Here is a 21,505-nt window from a genome sequence, read left to right as displayed (position 1 = left end):
GCGCTTGTGTGGTGGGGATCGAGAGGGGGCCGACGCCATGCGAACAGCACCAGATCGAGTCACCGCGAGAGCGCCCCGCGGCTCGTCCCGAGCAGCCGCGGTGGGACTCGCGATCGCCGTACTGATGGGCTTTCCGGCCTGCTCGGGCGGCGACGACGAGCCGGCATCGAAGCCGGGGACCTCGGCGACACCCGCCCCGAGCCCGATCACGACCGACGCCGCGCTGGGCAAGGTCCGGGGGACGCTGCCGAAGGCGCGCGCCGACCGGGTCGTGGCGGATGTCACGTCCGTGGTCGAGAGTTGGTCGGCCGGAGCGTTCGAGGGGGACTACCCACGCGCCGACTTCAGCGCCGCGTTCACCGACTTCACCCAGGGCGCCCGGGCGCTCGCGGTGAAGCCGACCTCGCTGCTCAGCAACGTCGCCGTCGGGTCCCGGCTGAGCGGCTCGCGCGTCGCGAGCCGGCTGGTCCGCGTCGACGTGCTCGCGCCGCAGGGCAAGGTCGCCGGCGCGACCGCCCGGATCAAGCTGGTGGTCCGGCTGACCGCCGGCTCGACGGAGACGACCCAGGTCCTGGCCGGCCGGTTGGCGCTGACGCCGACCACTGCCGGCTGGCGGGTCTTCGCCTTCGACGTACGACGCGGGGAAGGAGCCTGACGTGCGCGCACTGATCCGTACGACGCTGCTGGCCCTGCTGCTCGGTGTGACCGCGCTGGTCATCCCGGACAGCACGCCGGCGCCGGTCCAGCTCACCCTGGTCAAGATCGACCGGGCGAAGGGGGTGGACGTCAGCCCCGACACGATCTGGGTGCTCGCCGTCGGCTCCGACGCCCGGCCGCGAGAGGACCCGCTGCGCACCCGCGGCGACGCGCTGCAGCTGATCGGCTTCAACACCACCACCCACGCCGCGACCGTGATCGGCATCCCGCGCGACTTCTGGGTGCCCCTGCCCGGCCACGGCTCCAACCGCATCAACGCCGCGATGTACTACGGCGGGCCGAAGCTGCTCGGCCGCGCCGTCGGCAACCTCGTCGGCGTGCAGCCCGACTACGTCGCGGTCGCGACCTTCAGCGGCCTCGCCGACCTGATCTCCGGCATCGGCGGGATCACCGTCAACAACCCGCGGGCCTTCGCCGACGCGCACCTGCACCCGCAGGGCTGGCGCAAGGGCCGGATCACGATCAACGGGATGAAGGCGGTGGAGTTCGCCCGGGTGCGCAAGTCGCTGCCGCGCGGCGACTTCGACCGCTCCGCCAACCAGCAGCGGGTCATCCGCGGCATCCAGCGCCGGGTGGCCGAGCGCGCCGCGCAGCCCGGCTTCCTCGAGGGCCAGGTGCTCAGCGTGATGCGGCACCTGCACACCCAGGGCGTCTCGCCGACGGAGATGTTCCGGATCGCGCAGGCCGTCGCGCAGGTCGATCCGGCGAAGGTCACTGGCTGCGTGCTCTCCGGGACCGGTACGTCGATCAACGGCGCCAGCGTCATCCTGCCCAACACCGCGCTGGCCCGGCGGCTGGGCAACGACGCCCGCCGGGACGCCGTCATCAGGCGCTGCTGACCTCGCCGGAGTCCCGCGCCTCGCGGGCGCCCTGGCCGGCGAGAGCGTCCGCGCGCTCGTTGCCCGGGTCGCCCGCGTGGCCCTTGACCCAGTGCCAGGCGACCTCGTGGCGGGCGGCGGCCTCGTCGAGCCGGCGCCACAGGTCGTCGTTCTTGACCGGTGCCTTGGCCGACGTGCGCCAGCCGTTCGCCTTCCACTTCGCCACCCACGACATGATCCCGTTGCGGACGTAGCTGCTGTCGGTGTGCACGTCCACCGCGGCCGGCCGGGTCAGCGTCTCCAGGGCCACGATGGCGGCCATCAGCTCCATCCGGTTGTTGGTCGTCGCCGGGTCGCCGCCGTGCAGCTCGAGCTCGTGGTCGCCGTACCGCAGCAGGGCACCCCAGCCGCCCGGCCCCGGGTTGCCCAGGCAGGCGCCGTCGGTGTGGATGGTCACGCGGGAGGTCGGCACGACGAGCAGGGTAGACCGCTGGCGAGGCGTGGCCGCGCAGGGCACGATGGCCGGGTGAGCAGGAAGTCGAAGCACGCGCGCCACCGCCGCCACAAGGTCGTCCGCCGCCTGCGTGAGGCGGTCGCCGACCAGCGCCACGTCGAGCTGCACCTGCGCGACGCCGAGCCGCTCACCGGCTTCGTCGTCGACCTCGGCGAGCGGCACGTCGAGCTCGCCCTGCTCGGCGAGCCGGGCCTCGCCGACGGCGTCGAGGTCGTGCGCCTGCGCGACGTCGAGAAGGTCCGCAAGCGCCGCGCCACCGTGGGGGAGACCCCGGTCCGCGGCCGGCTGAGCCAGCTGGAGGAGATCGAGGAGCTGGCCCAGGCCGTCGTCGACGAGGCCTTCGAGGAGGGCTGGCCCTACGACGCGCAGGGGATCGAGGAGCTCACCGACCTGCAGAAGGCGGTGCGGGCGCTGGCGTGCGTCGTACGCCGGCCGGAGCCGGCGGGGGACTGACACCCGGAAAGCAGGAGCGCCTCCGGCAGGATTCGAACCTGCGACACCTGGTACCGGAAACCAGTGCTCTATCCCCTGAGCTACGGAGGCATGTCGCCGGGCGGGCCCGGCGATGCGATCCCGAACACTACCGGGCGATATCGGCGCGAAGGAAACCGGCACGCGCCGATAGGCTTGCGGGGTGACTCCTGCCCAGCTCTCCACGACCATCGTCGCGGCCCTCTCCTCGCTCGTCGAGGACGGTGCCCTGACCCTGCCCGACGGCGTACCGGCGGAGGTCACGGTGGAGCGACCCCGGCAGAAGGGGCACGGCGACTACGCGACGAACGTTGCGCTGCAGCTCGCCAAGAAGGCCGGCACCAACCCGCGCGCGCTCGGTGAGCAGCTCGCGGAGCGGTTGCGCGCGGCCGAGGGGATCGCCGCGGTCGAGCTGGCGGGCCCGGGCTTCCTCAACATCACCGTCGAGGCGGGCGCGCAGGGCAAGGTGGCCGCGGAGATCGTGGCCGCGGGCGCGTCGTACGGCCGGGCGGAGACGCTGGCGGGTCAGAAGATCAACATCGAGTTCATCTCCGCCAACCCGACCGGCCCGCTGCACCTGGGGCACACCCGGTGGGCGGTGCTGGGCGACGCGATCGCGCGGGTGCTCGCGGCGGCGGGAGCCGAGGTGACGCGGGAGTTCTACATCAACGACCGCGGGGTGCAGATGAACCACTTCGCGGACTCGATCATCGCCGCGGCGCTGGGCCAGCCCAAGCCCGAGGACGGGTACGCCGGCGGCTACGTCGACGACCTCGCGAAGGCCGTCGCGACGGCCAGTCCCGGCATCTTCGAGCTGCCCGCCGACGAGCGCCGCGCGGCCGTGCGGGCCAAGGGCTACGAGATCCAGCTCGCCGAGCAGCAGGCGCAGCTCGAGGGCTTCAACACCCACTTCGACGTCTGGTTCTCCGAGCTCTCCCTGCACGAGTCGGGCTCGGTGCCCGAGACCCTGCAACGGCTCAAGGACCTGGGTCACGTCTTCGAGCAGGACGGCGCGCTGTGGATGCGCACCACCGACTTCGGCGACGACAAGGACCGCGTCCTCATCAAGTCCGACGGCGAGCTGACCTACTTCGCCTCCGACACGGCCTACTACCTCGACAAGCGGGAGCGGGGCTTCGGCCACTGCATCTACCTGCTCGGCGCCGACCACCACGGCTACGTCGGCCGGCTCCGCGCGATGGCGGCGTGCGTCGGCGACGACCCGGACCAGACCCTGGACGTGATGATCGGCCAGCTGGTGAAGATCATGCAGGGCGGCGAGGAGCTCAAGCTCTCCAAGCGCAAGGGCACGATCGTGACGCTCGACGAGCTGGCCGACGAGATCGGCGTGGACGCCCTGCGCTACTCCCTGGCCCGCTACCCGGCGGACTCGCCGCTGGTCCTCGACGTCGCCGAGATCACCAAGCAGACCAACGACAACCCCGTGCACTACGTGCAGTACGCCCACGCGCGCACCTGCCGGATGGTCGAGAACGCCGCGCAGCTGGGCATGAGCCTGCCCGACGACTTCGACCCGGCCCTGCTCGGTCATGAGCGCGACGGCGAGCTGCTGCGCGCGCTGGCGGACTACCCGCGGGTGGTGGCGAGCGCCGCCGAGCTGCGCGAGCCGCACCGGGTCGCGCGCTACCTGGAGGACACCGCGTCGGTGTTCAACAAGTGGTACGACACCAAGGAGTGCCGGATGCTGCCGCAGGGCGACGAGCCGGTGCAGCCGGTCAACGAGGCCCGCCTCGTGCTGACGGTCGCCACGCGCACGGTCATCGCCAACGGCCTGGACCTGCTGGGCGTCTCGGCGCCGGAGCGGATGTGAGCGGCCGGGTCCCGCCCGGCGACTTCGCCGGGACCTCGCCGCACTGGCTGCGCGAGCCCACCGACGTCAACGCCCTGGTGCCCGCCCTGTGGTCGAGCACGGCGCGCAAGGCGGACGGCGTGCTGCACGTCGGGGGGCTGGCGGTCCCGGACCTCGTCGCCGACGTCAACACCCCGGCGTACGTCCTCGACGAGGACGACTTCCGGTCCCGGGCCCGCGCGTTCCGCGACGCCTTCGACGGCTACGACGTCTACTACGCCGGCAAGGCGTTCCTGTGCACCGAGCTCGCCCGGTGGGTGGCCCAGGAGGGCTTGAGCCTCGACGTGTGCAGCAACGGCGAGCTGAGCGTCGCCCTGCGCGCCGGTGTCGACCCGGCCCGGATCGGCTACCACGGCAACAACAAGACGGCGATGGAGCTGCGGCGAGCGGTCGCGGCGGGCGTCGGCCGGATCATCGTCGACTCCTCCGACGAGATCGAGCGGCTCGCCGACGTCGCCGGCCAGCTCGGGGTGGTCCAGGGCGTCATGGTCCGGGTCACGGCGGGCGTCGAGGCGCACACCCACGAGTTCATCGCGACCGCGCACGAGGACCAGAAGTTCGGCTTCTCGATCTCCTCCGGCGCGGCCTTCGAGGCGGTCTCGCGGGTGCTGGGGCACGCCGGCCTCGACCTGCGCGGGCTGCACAGCCACATCGGCTCGCAGATCTTCGACACCTCCGGCTGGGAGGTCGCCGGGCGCCGCGTGCTCGCCCTGCACGCCCGGGTCGCGACCGAGCTCGGCCACGTCTCGCCCGAGCTCGACCTCGGCGGCGGCTTCGGCATCGCCTACACGACCCAGGACGACCCGGCCGACCCGGCGGTGCTGGCCGAGCAGATCACCAAGATCGTGACCGCGGAGTGCGCGGCGCTCGGCATCGCCGTGCCGCACCTGTCGATCGAGCCCGGCCGCGCGATCGTCGGCCCCTCGATGTGCACCGTCTACACCGTCGGCACGGTCAAGGAGGTCGCGCTCGACGGCGGCGCCACCCGCACCTACGTCAGCGTCGACGGCGGGATGAGCGACAACCTCCGCCCCGCCCTGTACGACGCCGACTACTCCTGCACGCTGGCGTCCCGGACCTCCTCGGCCGCCCCGGTGCTCGCGCGGGTCGTCGGCAAGCACTGCGAGTCGGGCGACATCGTGGTCAAGGACGAGTTCCTGCCCGGCGACGTCGCTCCCGGTGACCTGGTCGCCGTGCCCGCGACCGGTGCCTACGGCCGCTCGATGGCCTCCAACTACAACCACGCCCTCCGCCCGCCGGTGGTCGCGGTCAAGGACGGCGTGGCGCGGGTGGTCGTGCGCCGCGAGACCGAGGAAGACCTGCTCGCCACCGACCTCGGCTGAGTCCGCTCGCCGGCCCGTGCGCCGGCGCACGGAGCGCTCAGCGGCCCAGCAGGCGCACCGGCCCGTCGCCGTGCTCGCGCAGCGCGTCGCCGGGGTTGGCGAGCGCGCACGAGCGCATCGACAGGCAGCCGCAGCCGATGCAGTCGTCGAGGGTGTCGCGCAGGCGCTCCAGCCGGTCGATCCGCTCGTCGAGGGTGGTGCGCCACGAGCGGGAGAGCCGGGTCCAGTCGGCCTTGGTCGGCGTGCGGCCCTCGGGGAGGGTGGCAAGTGCGGCACGGATGTCGGCGAGCGAGATGCCGACGCCCTGCGAGACCCGGACGAAGGCGACCCGGCGCAGCACGTCGCGGTGGTAGCGGCGCTGGTTGCCGGCCGTGCGGACGCTGTCGATCAGGCCCTCGCGCTCGTAGAAGTGCAGCGCGGACACGGTGACACCCGCCCGCCGCGCCACCTCGCCCGGTGCCAGGTCGTGGGTCCGGATCTCCCGGTTGCTCTCGCTCATTGACCTCAACCTTAGTTGAGGTTGTCGGATGAGCACATGCACGCGATCCGGCACCATGCCTTCGGCCCCGCCTCCGTCCTCCGCCTCGAGCAGCTCCCGGACCCCGAGCCGGGGTCCGGGCAGGTCCGGATCGCCGTGGAGGCCGCGGGGGTCCACCTGCTCGACACCTACCTGCGGGCGGGCAACGGCCCGGCGACCGTCGCCGCACCGGAGCTGCCGATGGTCCCCGGGCGCGAGGTCGCCGGCGTCGTGGACCGGCTCGGCGCGGTCGTCGACGACGGGTGGCTCGGCCGGCGGGTGGTGGTCCACCTCGGCCCCACCGGCCGGGGTGGGTACGCCGAGCGGGTGGTCGCGGACGTGACCCGCCTGCACGTCGTACCGCCGGGGATGGAGGCGGCGACCGCCGTCGCCGCGATCGGCACCGGCCGCACCGCCGCCGGCATCCTCGACCTCGCCGGCCTGACCGCCGACGACGTCGTGGTCGTGACCTCGGCGGCCGGCGGCCTGGGCACGCTGCTGCTGCAGGGCGCGCGCAACGCCGGCGCTCGCGCGGTCGGCCTCGCCAGCGGGCCGAAGCTGCACGTCGCGCGGCGCTTCGGCGCCGAGACCACGATCGACTACCGCGACCCCGAGTGGCCCGCCGTGCTGCGTGCCGCGGAGCCGCGACTGACCGTGCTGCTCGACGGCGTCGGCGGAGAGGTGCCGCGCACCGTGCACGCGATGCTCGCGCCCGGCGGGCGGACCGTCCGCTTCTCCGGGGACCAGGAGGGCTACGACGGCGGCACCGTCGTCGACGTCCTCGGCCCCGCTCTCGCGAGCCGGGTGCCGGAGCTGGAGAAGGCCGCCCTCGAGGCGGCCGCCGACGGCAGCCGGGTCCCGTACGTCGGCTCGGTGTTCCCGCTCGCCGACGCCGCCCGCGCGCACGAGGCGCTGGAGGCCCGCGAGACGCTCGGCAAGGTCGTGCTGGCGGTCGGGCGGTGACCGCGCTCACCGACGCCACGGTGGTCTCGCCGTGGCGGGGCCGGCACGCGCGCACCACGCTCGGCGTCTTCTCGCTGGCCTTCCTGTTCGCCTTCGAGGCGCTCGCGGTGTCGACGGTGACGCCCGAGGTCGCGGCCGACCTCGACGGCCTGCGCTGGTACGCCGTCGCCTTCGCCGCGCCGCTCGCCGCCGGCATCGTCGCGCTCGCCGCGAGCGGGCCGCAGGTCGACCGGCTCGGTCCCGGTCCGGCGCTGCGCATCGGGCTGGTCGTCTTCGGCGCCGGCGTGCTCGTCGCGGGGCTCGCGCCCGACATGCCGGTCTTCGTGGTCGGACGGTTGGTGCACGGCTACGGCGGCGGATTGATCGGCGTCGCGCTCTACGTCGTCATCGCGCAGGCCTACCCCGAGTCGCTGCGGCCGCGGGTGTTCGCGGTCCTGACGACCGCCTGGGTGCTGCCCGCGCTCGTCGGACCGGTGCTGGCCGCGCAGGTGGCGGACCGGCTCGGCTGGCGGTGGGTCTTCCTCGGCGTACCGCTGCTGGCCTTCGCCGCATGGCTGCTCGTCGCGGACGCGCCCTCCCGTCCGGGGTCGGCCGCCCCGGTCCCGGGCCGGCTGCGCTGGGCGCTGGTCGCGGCGGGTGGCGCGCTCGCGGTCAGCCTCGGTGGCCAGCAGGTCGTGCGTGCCTGGCCGCTGCTCGTCGCCGCGGGCCTGCTCGCGATGGCCGTCGCCGGACACCGGCTGCTCCCGCCCGGCTCCTGGAGCCTGCGTCCCGGGCTGCCGGCCGTGCTCGGCAGCCGGGCGGCGATCAGCACGTCGATGGCGGCCGCCGAGGTGTACGTCCCGCTGCTCCTGGTCCTGCAGCGCGACCTCACCATCGCCCAGGCCGGCTGGGTGCTCACGGTCTCCGCGGTGAGCTGGTCCGGGGGAGCGGTGCTCGCCGCCCGGTGGCACGTGCTCGCCGACCAGCCGCGCCGGGTCCGGCTCGGCGCGGGACTGCTCGCGGCCGGGGTCGGGGGCTTCGCGACGGTGTCGGTGCCCGGCGTACCGCTGCTCGTCGTGGTGCTCGCCTGGGGCGTCGCCGGCCTCGGCATCGGGATGGCCTTCTCCACGCTGTCGGTGCTCGCGCTCGCCACCGCGGCCGACGGCGAGGAGGGGCGGGTGTCCTCGGCGCTGCAGCTCAACGACTACCTCACCAACGGTGCTGGGGTGGCGCTCGGGGGCGTCGTCTTCGCCGCCCTCGCCGAGAGCGCGCCCGGCGCCGCGGCGACCGGGCTGGTGCTCGCCGCCGCGGTCGTCGCGGCGCTGGCGTCGGTCCCGGCGAGGCGGCTCTGACGGCCCACCGCGGGCGTCTACCCGGGTGTTGTGGCCTCTACCAGGGTGGTCGACCACCCTGGTAGAGGCATGAACACGTAGTTACAAGTGCCGGACGTCTGTCCGCGTTCTGCCGTCGCTGACGGTGCCCGACCGGAGCGCCGATACGATCACCTGGTGAACAGTCCCCTCAAGGTCGCCGTGCTCGGCTGTGGCTCCGTGGGGTCGCAGGTGGTCCGACTCCTCGGGGAGCAGGCGGACGACCTGGCGGCCCGGGTGGGCGCCCGGGTGGAGCTCGCCGGTGTCGCCGTACGACGCCTCGACGCCCCGCGCGAGGTCGACGTCCCGGCCGAGCTGCTCACCACCGACGCGGCCGCGCTGGTCGCCCGCGACGACATCGACCTGGTCATCGAGGTGATCGGCGGCATCGAGCCGGCGCGCTCGCTGATCCTGTCCGCGCTGGAGAACGGCGCGTCGGTCGTCACGGCCAACAAGGCGCTGCTCGCCGAGGACGGCCCCACGCTCTTCGAGGCCGCCGAGAAGGCCGGCCGCGACCTCTACTACGAGGCGGCCGTCGCCGGCGCGATCCCGATCCTGCGCCCGCTGCGCGAGTCGCTCGCCGGTGACCGGGTGACCCGCGTGCTGGGCATCGTCAACGGCACCACGAACTTCATCCTCGACAAGATGGACACCTCCGGCGCCGGCTTCTCCGACGCGCTGGAGGAGGCCCAGGCGCTCGGCTACGCCGAGGCCGACCCGACCGCCGACGTCGAGGGCTTCGACGCCGCCGCCAAGGCCGCGATCCTGGCGAGCCTGGCGTTCCACTCCCGGGTGACCGCGGCCGACGTGCACCGCGAGGGCATCACCGACGTGTCCGCCGGCGACGTGCGCTCCGCGCGCGAGATGGACAGCGTCGTCAAGCTGCTCGCGATCGCCGAGCTGGTGCCCGGCGGTGCCGGCGAGGACCCCGGCGTCAGCGTCCGGGTGCACCCGGCGATGATCCCGCGCTCCCACCCGCTGGCCAGCGTGCGCGAGGCCTACAACGCGGTGTTCGTGGAGTCCGAGGCCGCCGGCCAGCTGATGTTCTACGGCCCCGGCGCCGGTGGCTCGCCCACCGCGAGCGCCGTCCTGGGCGACCTGGTGACGGTCGCCCGCAACCAGCGTCAGGGCACGCGCGGCGCGGGCGAGTCGGCGTACGCCGACCGTGCGGTGCTGCCCATGGGCGAGACCCGCACCCGCTACCACGTGGCGATCGACGTCGACGACCGCGCCGGTGTACTGGCCGCGGTGGCGCTGGCGTTCGCCGAGCACGGGGTCTCGATCCAGACCGTCCGCCAGGAGGGCCGGGGCAACGACGCCCAGCTCGTCGTGGTCTCGCACGAGGCGACGGACGCGGCGCTGGCCGCCACCGTCGAGCACCTGCGGGGCATGGAGATCGTCCGCGACGTCACCTCGGTGATGCGCGTCGAGGGAGTCGAGGAATGACCCATCAGTGGCGCGGCGTGATCGAGGAGTACCGCAGCCTCCTCGAGATCCCGCAGGACACCCCTGCCGTCACCCTGCGTGAGGGCGGCACCCCGCTGGTCCACTCCGACTGGCTGTCCGGGCTCACCGGCGCCGAGGTGTGGCTCAAGGTCGAGGGCAACAACCCGACCGGCTCGTTCAAGGACCGCGGCATGACCACGGCCCTCTCCGTCGCCGTCCACGAGGGCGCGAAGGCGGTCGTGTGCGCCTCGACCGGCAACACCTCGGCCTCGATGGCGGCCTACGCCGCGAAGGCCGGCGTCACCCCGGTCGTGCTGGTGCCCGAGGGCAAGATCTCCGCCGGCAAGATGGCCCAGGCCGTGCTGCACGGCTCACAGGTCATCCAGGTCCGCGGCAACTTCGACGACTGCCTGCGGATGGCACGCGAGATGGCCTGGAAGTACCCCGTCGCGCTCGTCAACTCCGTCAACCCGCACCGCCTCGAGGGCCAGAAGACCGCGGCCTTCGAGATCGTCGACTTCCTCGGCGACGCCCCCGACTTCCACCTGCTGCCGGTCGGCAACGCAGGCAACATCTCGGCCTACTGGCTCGGCTACACCCAGTACGCCGCCCTGGGCCGGGCCACCAAGCGGCCGGTGATGCGCGGCTTCCAGGCAGAGGGCGCCGCCCCGCTGGTCACCGGCGAGCCCTTCCCGGACCCGGAGACCGCGGCCACCGCCATCCGGATCGGCAACCCCGCCTCGTGGAAGCTCGCCGAGGCCGCCCGCGACGAGTCCGGCGGCCGCTTCGCCGCCGTCTCCGACGCGCAGATCCTCGCCGCGCAGAAGGAGCTGGCCGCCAGCGACGGCGTCTTCGTCGAGCCCGCCTCCGCCGCCGGCATCGCCGGGCTGCTGGCCGAGCTCGCCGCGGGGGAGTCCTACGCCGGCACCACCGTCGCGATCACCGTCACCGGTCACGGCCTCAAGGACATCGCCACCGCGCTCGAGGGCCTGGCGCTGCCGGACTCGGTCGTCGACGCCGACGTCGACCAGGCCGCGCACGCCGCGGGCCTCTGACGCCGATGACCTTCGTGGAGGGCCCCGTCGGGGTCCGCGTCCCGGCGACCTCGGCCAACCTCGGCCCGGGGTTCGACACCCTCGGCCTGGCGCTCGACCTCTGCGACAGCCTGGAGGCCGAGGTGACCGGCGGCGGGCTGTTCGTCGAGGTCGAGGGGTACGGCGCCGGCGAGGTCCCGCTCGACGAGCGGCACCTGGTGGTCCGGGCCATGCGGGCCACCTTCGAGCGGCTCGGCCAGTCGCCGGCCGGGCTGCGCCTGTCGTGCACCAACGTCATCCCGCACGCGCGCGGTCTCGGCTCCTCCTCGGCGGCGATCGTCGGTGGGGTGTGGCTGGCCCGCGAGCTGGTCGCCGGCGGCCGGCTGCTGCTCGACGACACCGCCCTGCTCGACCTCGCCGCCCGGATGGAGGGGCACCCCGACAACGTCGCCCCGGCCCTGCTCGGTGGCTTCGTGATCTCCGGGCAGGACCCCGACGGCTCGTTCTGGGCGGTGCCCGGCGCGGTGGACCCGCGGGTCGGTGCGGTCGTCTTCGTCCCGCCGACCCCGGTCGAGACCGAGGCCGCGCGCGGGCTGCTGCCGGCCGACGTACCGCACCGCGACGCGGCGGCCAACGCCGGCCGGGCCGCGCTGCTGGTCGCCGCGCTCTCGCAGAGCCCGGAGCAGCTGCTGCGCGCGACCGAGGACCGGCTGCACCAGGACTACCGCCGCCCGGCGATGCCCGAGAGCCTCGCCCTCGTCGAGGCACTGCGTGCCGACGGGGTGCCCGCGGTGGTCTCCGGCGCGGGCCCGACGGTCCTCGCCTTCACCGACGGCCCCGGTACGACGGCCGCCACCGCGTTGCTCGCCCGCTGTCCCGCGGGCTGGGCCGCGCAGGCACTCGCCGTGACCCCGGCCGGCGCCACGCCCGCGGACACCCGCTGAGCCACCGGCGCGCGGTGGTACATTGACGGAGCGTCGCACTCGTCGGCGCGCCGCACGTCCGCTCGGACGTGCCGATTCTCCGGCCCGGCCGGACCCGCTGGACTCGTCCCGTGTGGTCGTCCGTGCCGGATCCATCCAGTTGCCGTCACGGGTGGCGGGTCGCCGCCGCCGGGACGGGCATGACGTGGGAAAGGGCTCACGTGACCGAGACTTCCGACTCCACCGAGAAGGCGCCCAAGAAGCGCGCCGGTGGACTCAACTCCATGCTGCTCGCCGACCTCAAGGCGATGGCGAACGGCATGGGCATCCCGGGCGCCGGGAGCATGAAGAAGGCCGCCCTGGTTGAGGCCATCAAGGCCTCCCAGGCCGGCCAGGGTGCGCCCCGGGCGAAGCAGCCGGCGGAGCAGCCGAAGCAGCAGCCGAAGCAGCAGCCGAAGCAGCAGCCCGCGGAGCAGCCGAAGGACCAGCCCCAGGCCGAGCGGCCGAAGGAGCAGCCCAAGGCCGAGGAGCCGAAGAAGGCCGAGGAGCCGAAGAAGGCCGAGCCGAACCGCCAGCAGGGCGGCCAGAAGCAGCGCCAGGGCAACCAGCAGGGCAACCAGGGCAACCAGCCGAAGCAGGGCAACCAGCAGAACAAGCAGAACCAGAAGCAGGACGAGCCCCGCAACCAGGCCGAGGACGACGCCCACGAGGGCGACGACGGCGAGGGCGAGGGCGGCAGCCGTCGTAACCGCCGCCGCCGCGGCCGGGACCGCGACCGGACGACCCGCGCCGGCCGCGAGCCCGACACCGAGGTGCGCGAGGACGACGTGCTCGTCCCGGCGGCGGGCATCCTCGACGTGCTCGACAACTACGCCTTCGTGCGCACCAGCGGCTACCTCGCCGGTCCCGACGACGTCTACCTGTCGCTGTCGATGGTGCGCAAGTACGGCCTGCGCCGCGGTGACGCCGTCGTCGGCCAGGTCCGCCAGCCCCGCGAGGGCGAGCGGCGCGAGAAGTTCAACCCGATGGTGCGGATCGAGACCGTCAACGGGGTGGACCCCGAGCAGGCCAAGAACCGCGCCGAGTTCGACGCGCTCACGCCCGTCTCGCCCAACGACCGGCTCCGTCTGGAGACCGGCCCGGACGCCGTGACCGCGCGGGTCATCGACCTGGTCACCCCGATCGGCAAGGGCCAGCGCGGCCTGGTGCTCGCGCCGAGCAACGCCGGCAAGACCGCGACCGTGCAGGCGATCGCCAACGCGATCACGGCCAACAACCCCGAGGCGCACCTGATGGTCGTCCTGGTCGACGAGCGTCCCGAGGAGGTCACCGACTTCCAGCGCGCCGTCAAGGGCGAGGTCGTCGCGAGCACCTTCGACCGTCCGGCCGCCGACCACACGACGCTGGCCGAGCTCGCGATCGAGCGGGCCAAGCGCCTCGTCGAGCTGGGCCACGACGTCGTCGTGCTGCTCGACGGGCTGACCCGCCTGGGGCGGGCCTACAACCTGACCGCGCCCGCCAGCGGCCGGATCCTGCCGGGCGGCGTCGACGCGGCCGCGTTGTACCCGCCCAAGAAGCTCTTCGGTGCCGCCCGCAACATCGACAACGGGGGCTCGCTCACCATCCTCGCGACGGCGCTCGTCGACGGCTCGAAGATGGACGAGGCCGTGCTGGAGGAGCTCACCGGCACCGACAACCTGCGCCTGCAGCTGAGCCGTGAGCTGGCCGAGCGCGGGCTGCTCCCGGCCGTCGACGTACGGGCCTCGGGCACGCGCCGCGAGGACCAGCTGCTCACCAGGGAGGAGCAGGCGGTGCACGCCGCGCTGCGGTCCGAGCTGGCCGGCAAGGACGCCGCCGAGGCGCTGGAGCAGCTGATCGGCATGGTCCGCAACAGCCCGACCAACGACGAGCTGCTGGTCAAGCTCCAGCGGCGCTGAGGCAGGAACAACCTCGGCTCCCCGGTGGTTTGGGGAGCCGAGGGATCTCGCCGTAAGATCTCCCGTTGGCTCCGGTTCACGTCCGCATCCCGCGAGGCGACCCGGGCCCCTTTGAGAGGACACCCATGAAGAAGGACATCCACCCCGAGTACGTCGCGACCCAGGTGACCTGCACCTGTGGTGCCACGTTCACCACCCGCAGCACCGCGACCTCCGGCTCGATCCACGCCGACGTCTGCTCGCAGTGCCACCCGTTCTACACCGGCAAGCAGAAGATCCTCGACACCGGCGGCCGCGTCGCCCGCTTCGAGGCCCGCTACGCCAAGGCTGCCAAGAAGTAGCTGCCTCCGAGCGCCGGTCCACCCCACGGGGTGGGCCGGCGCTCGTCATTTGTCCGCTGGGGTTCTTGACCTCTTTCCTGCACCACGAGGAGCCAAGGTGTTCGAAGCCGTCGAGGGGATGCTCGCCGAGCATGCCGAGCTGGAGACCCGGCTCGCCCTGCCCGAGACCCACGCCGACGCCCGGCTGGCGCGCACGCTCAACCGCCGGTACGCCGAGCTGAACGCCATCATCGCGACCTGGCGCGAGTGGCGGCAGGCCGGCGAGGACGCCGAGGCGGCCCGGGAGCTCGGCGCCGACGACCCGGCGTTCGCCGAGGAGGTCGACGGGCTCGTGGCCCAGCAGGAGGAGGCCGCCGAGCGGCTGCGCCGGCTGCTGGTCCCGCGTGACCCGGCCGACGACAAGGACGCGCTGTTGGAGGTCAAGTCCGGGGAGGGCGGCGAGGAGAGCGCGCTCTTCGCCGGCGACCTGCTGCGGATGTACAGCCGCTACGCCGAGCGCCGTGGCTGGAAGACCGAGGTCCTCGACGCCACCGAGTCCGACCTGGGCGGCTACAAGTCCGTGACCGTCGCCGTGAAGAGCACCGGCAGCGCCGAGGCCGGCCAGACGCCGTACGCGCTGCTGAAGTTCGAGGGCGGGGTGCACCGGGTCCAGCGGGTGCCGGTGACCGAGTCGCAGGGCCGGATCCACACCAGCGCCGCCGGCGTGCTGGTGATGCCGGAGGCCGAGCAGGTCGACGTCGAGATCAACGACAACGACCTGCGCATCGACGTCTTCCGCTCCTCGGGCCCCGGTGGCCAGAGCGTCAACACGACCGACTCCGCGGTGCGGATCACCCACCTGCCGACCGGCATCGTGGTGAGCTGCCAGAACGAGAAGTCGCAGCTGCAGAACAAGGAGCAGGCGCTGCGCATCCTGCGGGCGCGGCTGCTCCAGGCGGCCCAGGACGCGGCCGACGCCGAGGCCAGCGACGCCCGGCGCAGCCAGGTCCGCACCGTCGACCGCTCCGAGCGGATCCGCACCTACAACTTCCCGGAGAACCGCATCTCCGACCACCGCACCGGCTACAAGTCCTACAACCTCGACCAGGTCCTCGACGGCGACCTCCAGCCGGTCCTCGACTCCTGCGTGGAGGCCGACATGGCCGCCCGGCTGGCCGCGCTCGAGGAATGAGCGCCCGAGTGCTGGTCCGCGCGGCGGCCGAGCGGCTGGCCGCGGCCGGCGTGGCCAGCCCCGAGCACGACGCCGCCGAGCTGCTCGCGCACGTCCTGGGCACGAGCCGCTCCCGGCTGCCGCTGGTCGACGACGTCGATCCCACCTCCCTGGCCCGGTACGACGACCTGGTGGCCCGCCGCGCCGCCCGTGAGCCGCTGCAGCACCTCACCGGGACCGCCGCCTTCCGCCACGTCGAGGTGCAGGTCGGCCCCGGCGTCTTCGTCCCGCGTCCCGAGACCGAGCTGCTCGCCGGCTGGGCGGTCGACCGGGCCCGCGAGGTGCTCGCGGCAGGGGAGAGCCCGGTCGTGGTGGACCTGTGCACCGGCTCCGGGGTGATCGCGCGCAGCATCGCCGAGGAGGTGCCCGAGGCGCGGGTGCACGCCGTCGAGCTGGACCCGGCGGCCCACGCCTGGGCCGAGCGGAACCTGGCCGGCACCGGCGTCGACCTGCGCCTGGGCGACCTGGCCACGGCGTTCGACGACCTGGCGGGGCAGGTGCACGTGCTGGTCAGCAACCCGCCGTACGTCCCCCTGGAGGCGTGGGAGTCGGTCGCCGTCGAGGCCCGCGACCACGACCCGCACCTGGCGCTCTTCTCCGGTGACGACGGCCTGGACGCGATCCGGGTGCTCGCGCGCCGCGGCCTGGTGCTGCTGCGCCCGGGCGGCGTGGTCGGCGTCGAGCACGCCGACGTGCAGGGCGAGGCGGCCCCCGCGGTGTTCAGCGACGGCGGCCGCTGGGAGGAGGTCCGCGACCACCGCGACCTCGCCGGCCGGGCCCGCTACCTCACCGCCCGTGCCCCGCGATGAGAGGATGGGCCCCGTGAGTGCCGAGCGGTTCGCGACCGAGACCGACGAGGAGCGCGAGGCGGCCCTCGACGCGGCCAGCCAGGCCGTCCGTCGTGGCCGTCTGGTCGTCCTCCCGACCGACACCGTCTACGGCGTCGGCGCCGACGCCTTCGACGCCGAAGCGGTCACCCGGCTGCTGGCCGCCAAGGGCCGCGGCCGGGAGATGCCGCCACCGGTGCTGGTCGGCACGAAGGGCACGCTGGAGGCGCTCGCGACCCGGGTGCCGGCGTACGTCGCCCCGCTGGTCGCGGAGTTCTGGCCGGGCGCGCTGACGCTGGTGTGCCACCAGCAGCCCTCGCTGCAGTGGGACCTCGGCGAGACCCGGGGCACCGTCGCCGTACGGATGCCCGACCACGACCTGGCTCGCGCGCTGCTCGACCGCACCGGCCCGCTGGCCGTGAGCTCGGCCAACCTGACCGGCAGCGACGCCGCGGTCGACGCCGACGCGGCCGACACCATGCTCGGCGCCGCGGTCGACGTGATCATCGACGGCGGCACCGCCCCCGGCGGGGTGGCCTCGACGATCATCGACGCGACGGGGGAGCGGCCCCGGCTGCTGCGCGCCGGCGCGATCGCCGTCGCCGAGATCGACGCCGTGCTCGCCGACCTCGGCGTCACCGTCGACACGAGCGAGCCCGGAGCGCCCGGCGAGCCCGGAGCGCCCGACGAGCCCGACGAGGGGGCCGAGCCGGCGGATGCGTGAGTACCTCGTCGTCTTCCTGGTCGCCGCCGCGGTCACCTACCTGCTGACGGTCGTCGCCCGTGAGATCGCGATCCGCACCGGCGCGGTGGCCAAGGTGCGCGACCGCGACGTGCACGCCGAGCCGGTGCCCTACCTCGGGGGCCTGGCGATGCTGGGCGGGCTCTGGGCGGCGTACTTCGTCGCCAAGGCGCTGCCCTTCCTCGGCCAGGACCGGCCCTTCGTCTTCGACGACGCGCTCGCCGTGCTGCTGGCCGGCACCCTGGTCTGCGCGGTCGGCGTGATCGACGACATCATCGACCTCGACGCGCTGACGAAGTTCGGCGGCCAGGTGCTCGCCGTGGGTGTGCTGGTCTACTCCGGCATCCAGTTCCGCTACTTCTACCAGTCCCAGGGCGAGGTGTTCGCGCTCGACCTGGGCCAGGGGGCGTTGCTCACCGCCTTCGCGGTGGTCGCCACCGTCAACGCGGTCAACTTCATCGACGGACTCGACGGGCTCGCCGCCGGCGTGATCGGGATCAGCTCGGCGGCCTTCTTCCTGTTCTGCTACTCGCTGACCTTCCTCAACGACGTCACCCGGGCCACCACGGGCGCGCTGCTCTCCGCGGCGCTGGCGGGGGTGTGTGTGGGCTTCCTGGTCCACAACTTCCACCCGGCGCGGCTGTTCATGGGTGACAGCGGGTCGATGCTGATCGGGCTGGTGCTCTCGGCCACCGCGATCACGATCACCACCCAGTTCGCGCCCGGCGACCTCACCCAGGGCGCCGACGGCACCCGGGCCAGCCTGCTGCCGGTCCTGCTGCCGGTCCTGCTGCCGATCCTGATCCTGCTGGTGCCCCTCGTCGACCTGGTCCTGGCCGTCGTACGACGCACGCGGGCCGGGCGCTCGCCGTTCGCCCCCGACAAGCAGCACCTGCACCACCGGCTGCTCGAGATCGGTCACTCCCACCGCCGGGCCGTGGTCATCATGTGGCTGTGGGCCGGGCTGATCGCCTTCAGCGTGGTGATCGCCAGCCTCTTCACCGGGCCGGTCGTGTGGGGCATCCTGGGAGCCAGCTTCGTCGTCACGGTGACCCTCACCTTCGTGCTCCCGCTGGTCCATGCGCCGCTCGTCGACCAGGTCATCGACGAGATGCTGGAGCCAGCCGAACCACCGCTCCCGGAGCCTGCGGGGGCCCCCGATGCGGACCCTCCCGGGACTTTGTGATAACTTTCACGAACTCCCGGAGAGCATTCTCCGAGACCGACGACCGCGACGAGCAGAACGGCCGCCGATGATGACGACCGACACCCGGACATCCCGCGTGGTGACCCGTGCGGCCCTCGTGGCCGCGGTCGCCGCAGCGGTCCTCGTCCTGGTCGCCGCGCTCGTCGCCGGGCGGTCCGCCGCCGCCGGCGCCGCGGTCGGGGGAGTGATCGCGGTGGGTGTCTTCGCCTTCGGCTCCTTCGCCGTCGAGGCCGTCTCGCGGCTGATGCCGGCGGCCTCGCTGCTGTTCGCGATGGTGACCTACACCTTCCAGGTCGCGGCCATGGCACTGGTCTTCGTGGTCCTCAACACCTCTGGCCTGCTGGACGACGAGCTCGACGGCAACTGGGTCGGCGGCGCCATCATCCTGGGTGCCTTCGTGTGGATGGGCGTGCAGATCGCGCTCGCCACCACGGCCCGCATCCCGGCCTTCGAGACCACCGCGTCCAGGCCGTCCGAGGGCGGTGCGCGATGAGGTTTCGAGACTGCTATTGTCCGGGGCGCAATGAGTCAGCCCGAGGAGAAGCCCAAGGGCGATCCGTGGCATGCGTTCGGCTACGTCGTGGCCGGGGTCGCGTTCTACGGCCTGCTGGGATGGCTCGCGGACCGGTGGCTGGGCACCACGTTCCTCGTTGCGATCGGCATCCTCGCGGGTGCCGCGCTGGGGATCTACATGACCGCCCAGCGGTTCCGCACGGAACCACCAGCTCAGCCCGACAGCCCGAAGACAGACGAGCAGTGAACGCAGAGGAGACCTGGTGATCATCGCAGCCAGCGCCACCATCGCCGCCGAGGGAGGCGAGGAGTTCCACGCCCCGGGCCCGAGCCTGTTCGACCTGCCCGGCATCGCCGGCTCCGAGGTCACCAAGCCGATGGTCCTGGTGGTCCTGTCCGGCATCGTGGTGTTCACCTTCTTCTTCCTCGCCGCGCGCAAGCGGGCGCTGGTCCCCGGCAAGCTGCAGTTCGCCGGCGAGGGCGCCTACGGCTTCGTGCGCAACAGCGTCGCCCGCGACATCATCGGCAGCCACGACTTCCAGAAGTTCGTGCCCTACCTGGTCACGGTCTTCTTCTTCATCCTGGTCAACAACCTGTTCGCCAGCATCCCGTTCGTCCAGTTCCCGACGTTCAGCCGTGCGGGCATGGCCTACGCGGTGGCCGGGCTCTCCTGGGTGGTCTACAACGGCGTCGGCATCGCCAAGCACGGCCTGCTCGGCTACCTCAAGCTGCAGAGCGTGCCCTCCGGCGTCAGCCCGGTGATGTACCCGCTGCTGGTCCCGCTGGAGTTCTTCTCCAACATCCTGGTCCGCCCGGTCACGCTGGCCCTGCGTCTGTTCTGCAACATGTTCGCCGGCCACATCCTGCTCGCGCTCTTCGCGACCGGTGGGCTCTACCTCATCGAGCACGTCGGTGGCATCGGCTACGTCGCCGGGCCGCTCGCCTGGGTGCTGGCGATCCTCGTCAGCTTCCTCGAGATCCTGGTGCAGTTCCTGCAGGCCTACGTCTTCGTCCTGCTGAACGCGATGTACATCCAGGGCGCGCTCGCCGACGAGCACTGATCCGCACCGTCCGCTCCACCAACCCCACAGTTCTCGCACGAGAAAACAACCCGAAAGGAAAGAAGCCATGGGTGGCTCTCTCAACATGATCGGTTACGGCCTGGCCGCCATCGGCCCGGGTATCGGCATCGGTCTCATCTTCGCCGCGTACATCAACGGCGTTGCCCGCCAGCCCGAGGCGCAGAGCCGCCTCCAGTCGATCGCGATCCTCGGCTTCGCGCTCGCCGAGGCGCTGGCGATCATCGGCATCGCCCTGGCGTTCGTCCTCAAGGCATCCAACACCTGAGCCGAACCGGCCTCCTGTCAGTACGAGATCTAGGTCAGGTCCATGAAGTCACTGTTGATCGTCGCCGCCGCTGAGGCGGAGGAGCACAACCCGCTCGTCCCCGAGTGGATCGAGGTCGTCCTCGCCCTCGTCGTGTTCGGCATCCTCTTCTTCGCCATCAAGAAGTTCGTCGCGCCGAACTTCGAGAAGACGTTCGCCGAGCGCTCGGCTGCGATCGAGGGCGGCATCGCCGCGGCCGCGACCAAGCAGGCCGAGGCGGACGCGAAGCTGGCCGAGCTCGAGCAGCAGCTGGCCGACGCCCGGCACGAGGCCGCGCGCATCCGCGAGGAGGCGCGCGAGCAGGGTGCCGCGATCGTGGCGGAGATGCGGGAGCAGGCCCAGGCCGAGTCCCAGCGCATCGTCGACCACGGCAAGGCGCAGATCGAGGCCGAGCGCCAGCAGGCGGTCACCTCGCTCCGTGCCGAGGTCGGCACCCTCGCGACCGGCCTGGCCGGTCGCATCGTCGGCGAGTCGCTGGACGACGACGCGCGTCAGGCGCGGGTCGTCGAGCGCTTCCTCGCCGAGCTGGAGACGGCTGACGCCGCCGACGCGGGGCGGGACGCCTGATGGTGTCCTTCCGCACCGCGTCCGCGGACGCCGTGGCCGCCCTCACCGACCAGGTCGGTGGGGTGGCCGAGGCGTCGGCCGCGACGGTGGCGGGCGACCTGTTCGCCGCTGCCGCCGCCGTGCGCGCCGAGGCGTCCCTGCGCCGGGTCGTCACCGACCAGTCGGTCCCGGCCGAGGCCCGCTCGGGCCTGGTCGGCGACCTGTTCCAGGGCAAGGTCGACGCGGTCTCGCTCGGCCTGCTCCGGGACGCCGCCGGTCGTCGCTGGTCGCGCACCCGCGACTTCGCGGACGCGCTGGAGCAGCTGGGTGTCGTGGCCGCCGTACGGTCCACCGGGGCGCAGGGTGACCGGCTCGTCGACGAGCTGTTCACGGTGCGCCGCCTGGTGACCGACAACAGCGACCTGCGCAACGCGCTGTCCGACCCGGTGCGCTCCTCGGCCGACAAGGGCGCGCTCGTCGCGTCCCTGCTCGAGGGCAAGGCGCTGCCGGCGACGGTGCAGCTGGTCACCCAGGCGCTGTCCGGCTCCTACCGCACCGTGGTCGCCGCGCTCGAGGACTACGAGCGCACCGCCGCCCAGGCGCAGGGGGAGGGCGTGGCCACCGTCCACGTCGCCCGGGCGCTGTCCGCGGCCGACCAGGAGCGGCTCGCCGCGGCACTGACGCGGCAGTACGGCCGCCCGGTGCACCTCAACATCGTCATCGACCCCGAGGTCCTCGGCGGCCTCCGGGTGGAGATCGGCGATGACGTCATCGATGGCACCGTCGTCAGCCGCCTCGACGACGCTCGCCGCAAGATCGCCGGCTGACCGG

Annotated in this window: 24 protein-coding genes and 1 tRNA gene; 22 read left to right on the top strand and 3 right to left on the bottom strand. The window is 73.1% G+C overall.

What is annotated here, in order from left to right; translation table 11 throughout:
- The first annotated feature begins 100 nt into the window (after positions 1–100).
- Both MRBLML1_RS06835 and MRBLML1_RS06830 read left to right on the top strand, forming a co-directional pair.
- Positions 101–655: a hypothetical protein gene (locus MRBLML1_RS06835; RefSeq protein WP_364513348.1), complete on the top strand. Its 555-nt coding sequence runs from the start codon at positions 101–103 to the stop codon at positions 653–655.
- 1 nt (position 656) lies between these two features.
- Entirely contained in the window at positions 657–1,556 is a 900-nt protein-coding gene (locus MRBLML1_RS06830) for an LCP family protein (protein ID WP_364513345.1), read from the top strand.
- On the opposite strand, the gene rnhA is transcribed toward MRBLML1_RS06830, so the two are convergent.
- The gene (gene rnhA / locus MRBLML1_RS06825; RefSeq protein WP_364513342.1) at positions 1,543–2,007 is read right to left on the bottom strand and encodes a ribonuclease HI; all 465 of its coding nucleotides are present in this window, start codon (positions 2,005–2,007) and stop codon (positions 1,543–1,545) included. The genes MRBLML1_RS06830 and rnhA overlap by 14 nt on opposite strands.
- A 54-nt stretch (positions 2,008–2,061) precedes the next feature.
- Here rnhA and MRBLML1_RS06820 point away from each other — a divergent pair, with 54 nt between their 5' ends.
- The gene (locus tag MRBLML1_RS06820; RefSeq protein WP_364513340.1) at positions 2,062–2,502 is read left to right on the top strand and encodes a hypothetical protein; all 441 of its coding nucleotides are present in this window, start codon (positions 2,062–2,064) and stop codon (positions 2,500–2,502) included.
- 17 nt (positions 2,503–2,519) lie between these two features.
- Here MRBLML1_RS06820 and MRBLML1_RS06815 read toward each other — a convergent pair.
- Positions 2,520–2,592, bottom strand: a tRNA-Arg gene (locus tag MRBLML1_RS06815).
- Positions 2,593–2,683: 91 nt separating this feature from the next.
- On the opposite strand from MRBLML1_RS06815, the gene argS reads away from it, so the two are divergent.
- Together argS and lysA are read left to right on the top strand one after the other, a co-directional pair.
- Positions 2,684–4,351 (top strand): arginine--tRNA ligase, encoded by a 1,668-nt coding sequence (gene argS / locus MRBLML1_RS06810; protein WP_364513337.1) that lies wholly within the window; start codon positions 2,684–2,686, stop codon positions 4,349–4,351.
- Positions 4,348–5,733: a diaminopimelate decarboxylase gene (lysA, locus tag MRBLML1_RS06805; protein ID WP_364513335.1), complete on the top strand. Its 1,386-nt coding sequence runs from the start codon at positions 4,348–4,350 to the stop codon at positions 5,731–5,733. The genes argS and lysA overlap by 4 nt, the downstream gene beginning before the upstream one ends.
- A gap of 37 nt (positions 5,734–5,770) precedes the next feature.
- Here the strand turns inward: lysA and soxR are convergent, their stop codons facing one another.
- Positions 5,771–6,232 carry a redox-sensitive transcriptional activator SoxR gene (gene soxR, locus MRBLML1_RS06800; RefSeq protein ID WP_364513332.1) on the bottom strand — a complete coding sequence of 154 codons (462 nt, stop codon included), beginning with the start codon at positions 6,230–6,232 and terminating at the stop codon, positions 5,771–5,773.
- Between the two features lie 36 nt (positions 6,233–6,268).
- On the opposite strand from soxR, the gene MRBLML1_RS06795 reads away from it, so the two are divergent.
- The 17 genes from MRBLML1_RS06795 (at position 6,269) to MRBLML1_RS06715 (ending at position 21,501) form a co-directional block, all read left to right on the top strand.
- A complete protein-coding gene (locus MRBLML1_RS06795) occupies positions 6,269–7,213 on the top strand; it encodes a zinc-binding dehydrogenase (RefSeq protein WP_364513329.1) in 945 nt (314 codons plus the stop codon).
- Positions 7,210–8,544 (top strand): MFS transporter, encoded by a 1,335-nt coding sequence (locus MRBLML1_RS06790; protein ID WP_364513326.1) that lies wholly within the window; start codon positions 7,210–7,212, stop codon positions 8,542–8,544. Before MRBLML1_RS06795 ends, MRBLML1_RS06790 begins: the two co-directional genes overlap by 4 nt.
- A 156-nt stretch (positions 8,545–8,700) precedes the next feature.
- The gene (locus MRBLML1_RS06785) at positions 8,701–10,008 is read left to right on the top strand and encodes a homoserine dehydrogenase (protein ID WP_364513323.1); all 1,308 of its coding nucleotides are present in this window, start codon (positions 8,701–8,703) and stop codon (positions 10,006–10,008) included.
- On the top strand, positions 10,005–11,063 hold the full coding sequence (gene thrC / locus MRBLML1_RS06780) for a threonine synthase (protein WP_364513320.1): 1,059 nt from the start codon (positions 10,005–10,007) through the stop codon (positions 11,061–11,063). Before MRBLML1_RS06785 ends, thrC begins: the two co-directional genes overlap by 4 nt.
- Before the next feature lie 5 nt (positions 11,064–11,068).
- On the top strand, positions 11,069–11,986 hold the full coding sequence (gene thrB / locus MRBLML1_RS06775) for a homoserine kinase (protein ID WP_364513317.1): 918 nt from the start codon (positions 11,069–11,071) through the stop codon (positions 11,984–11,986).
- A gap of 200 nt (positions 11,987–12,186) precedes the next feature.
- Positions 12,187–13,902 (top strand): transcription termination factor Rho, encoded by a 1,716-nt coding sequence (gene rho / locus MRBLML1_RS06770; protein ID WP_364513314.1) that lies wholly within the window; start codon positions 12,187–12,189, stop codon positions 13,900–13,902.
- Positions 13,903–14,027: 125 nt separating this feature from the next.
- Positions 14,028–14,243: a 50S ribosomal protein L31 gene (gene rpmE, locus MRBLML1_RS06765; RefSeq protein ID WP_364513311.1), complete on the top strand. Its 216-nt coding sequence runs from the start codon at positions 14,028–14,030 to the stop codon at positions 14,241–14,243.
- 97 nt (positions 14,244–14,340) lie between these two features.
- Positions 14,341–15,414 carry a peptide chain release factor 1 gene (prfA, locus tag MRBLML1_RS06760; RefSeq protein WP_364513308.1) on the top strand — a complete coding sequence of 358 codons (1,074 nt, stop codon included), beginning with the start codon at positions 14,341–14,343 and terminating at the stop codon, positions 15,412–15,414.
- On the top strand, positions 15,411–16,262 hold the full coding sequence (gene prmC, locus MRBLML1_RS06755; protein WP_364513306.1) for a peptide chain release factor N(5)-glutamine methyltransferase: 852 nt from the start codon (positions 15,411–15,413) through the stop codon (positions 16,260–16,262). The genes prfA and prmC overlap by 4 nt, the downstream gene beginning before the upstream one ends.
- Before the next feature lie 13 nt (positions 16,263–16,275).
- The gene (locus tag MRBLML1_RS06750; protein ID WP_364513303.1) at positions 16,276–17,004 is read left to right on the top strand and encodes an L-threonylcarbamoyladenylate synthase; all 729 of its coding nucleotides are present in this window, start codon (positions 16,276–16,278) and stop codon (positions 17,002–17,004) included.
- On the top strand, positions 16,997–18,208 hold the full coding sequence (locus MRBLML1_RS06745; RefSeq protein ID WP_364513300.1) for a glycosyltransferase family 4 protein: 1,212 nt from the start codon (positions 16,997–16,999) through the stop codon (positions 18,206–18,208). The genes MRBLML1_RS06750 and MRBLML1_RS06745 overlap by 8 nt, the downstream gene beginning before the upstream one ends.
- Before the next feature lie 67 nt (positions 18,209–18,275).
- Positions 18,276–18,722, top strand: a complete 447-nt coding sequence (locus MRBLML1_RS06740) for a hypothetical protein (RefSeq protein ID WP_364513297.1) — start codon at positions 18,276–18,278, stop codon at positions 18,720–18,722.
- A gap of 30 nt (positions 18,723–18,752) precedes the next feature.
- Positions 18,753–18,989, top strand: coding sequence for an AtpZ/AtpI family protein (locus MRBLML1_RS06735; protein ID WP_364513295.1), 237 nt, complete (start codon positions 18,753–18,755; stop codon positions 18,987–18,989).
- A 16-nt stretch (positions 18,990–19,005) separates the two neighbouring features.
- Positions 19,006–19,803 carry a F0F1 ATP synthase subunit A gene (gene atpB / locus MRBLML1_RS06730; RefSeq protein ID WP_364513292.1) on the top strand — a complete coding sequence of 266 codons (798 nt, stop codon included), beginning with the start codon at positions 19,006–19,008 and terminating at the stop codon, positions 19,801–19,803.
- A 67-nt stretch (positions 19,804–19,870) separates the two neighbouring features.
- Complete coding sequence (gene atpE / locus MRBLML1_RS06725) at positions 19,871–20,089, top strand: ATP synthase F0 subunit C (protein WP_036542107.1); 219 nt, start codon at positions 19,871–19,873, stop codon at positions 20,087–20,089.
- Between the two features lie 42 nt (positions 20,090–20,131).
- Positions 20,132–20,695 carry a F0F1 ATP synthase subunit B gene (locus MRBLML1_RS06720; protein ID WP_364513288.1) on the top strand — a complete coding sequence of 188 codons (564 nt, stop codon included), beginning with the start codon at positions 20,132–20,134 and terminating at the stop codon, positions 20,693–20,695.
- Positions 20,695–21,501, top strand: coding sequence for a F0F1 ATP synthase subunit delta (locus MRBLML1_RS06715; protein ID WP_364513285.1), 807 nt, complete (start codon positions 20,695–20,697; stop codon positions 21,499–21,501). Before MRBLML1_RS06720 ends, MRBLML1_RS06715 begins: the two co-directional genes overlap by 1 nt.
- Positions 21,502–21,505: the final 4 nt, after the last annotated feature.

It is taken from the genome of Nocardioides sp. LML1-1-1.1, assembly GCF_040676175.1.
In the GTDB taxonomy this organism is placed as follows: Bacteria; Actinomycetota; Actinomycetes; order Propionibacteriales; family Nocardioidaceae; genus Nocardioides.
The sequence above is the reverse complement of the archived record's forward strand: the minus strand, read 5'-3'. Positions and strand labels throughout refer to the sequence as shown.

Coding starts and splice junctions, on each gene's coding strand:
- rpmE (WP_364513311.1), top strand. CDS start 14,028: ATGAAGAAGGACATCCACCCCGAGTACGTCGCGACCCAGGTGACCTGC.
- MRBLML1_RS06715 (WP_364513285.1), top strand. CDS start 20,695: ATGGTGTCCTTCCGCACCGCGTCCGCGGACGCCGTGGCCGCCCTCACC.
- MRBLML1_RS06745 (WP_364513300.1), top strand. CDS start 16,997: ATGCGTGAGTACCTCGTCGTCTTCCTGGTCGCCGCCGCGGTCACCTAC.
- MRBLML1_RS06795 (WP_364513329.1), top strand. CDS start 6,269: ATGCACGCGATCCGGCACCATGCCTTCGGCCCCGCCTCCGTCCTCCGC.
- thrB (WP_364513317.1), top strand. CDS start 11,069: ATGACCTTCGTGGAGGGCCCCGTCGGGGTCCGCGTCCCGGCGACCTCG.
- atpE (WP_036542107.1), top strand. CDS start 19,871: ATGGGTGGCTCTCTCAACATGATCGGTTACGGCCTGGCCGCCATCGGC.
- MRBLML1_RS06740 (WP_364513297.1), top strand. CDS start 18,276: ATGATGACGACCGACACCCGGACATCCCGCGTGGTGACCCGTGCGGCC.
- prmC (WP_364513306.1), top strand. CDS start 15,411: ATGAGCGCCCGAGTGCTGGTCCGCGCGGCGGCCGAGCGGCTGGCCGCG.
- soxR (WP_364513332.1), bottom strand. CDS start 6,232: ATGAGCGAGAGCAACCGGGAGATCCGGACCCACGACCTGGCACCGGGC.
- thrC (WP_364513320.1), top strand. CDS start 10,005: ATGACCCATCAGTGGCGCGGCGTGATCGAGGAGTACCGCAGCCTCCTC.
- MRBLML1_RS06735 (WP_364513295.1), top strand. CDS start 18,753: ATGAGTCAGCCCGAGGAGAAGCCCAAGGGCGATCCGTGGCATGCGTTC.
- MRBLML1_RS06720 (WP_364513288.1), top strand. CDS start 20,132: ATGAAGTCACTGTTGATCGTCGCCGCCGCTGAGGCGGAGGAGCACAAC.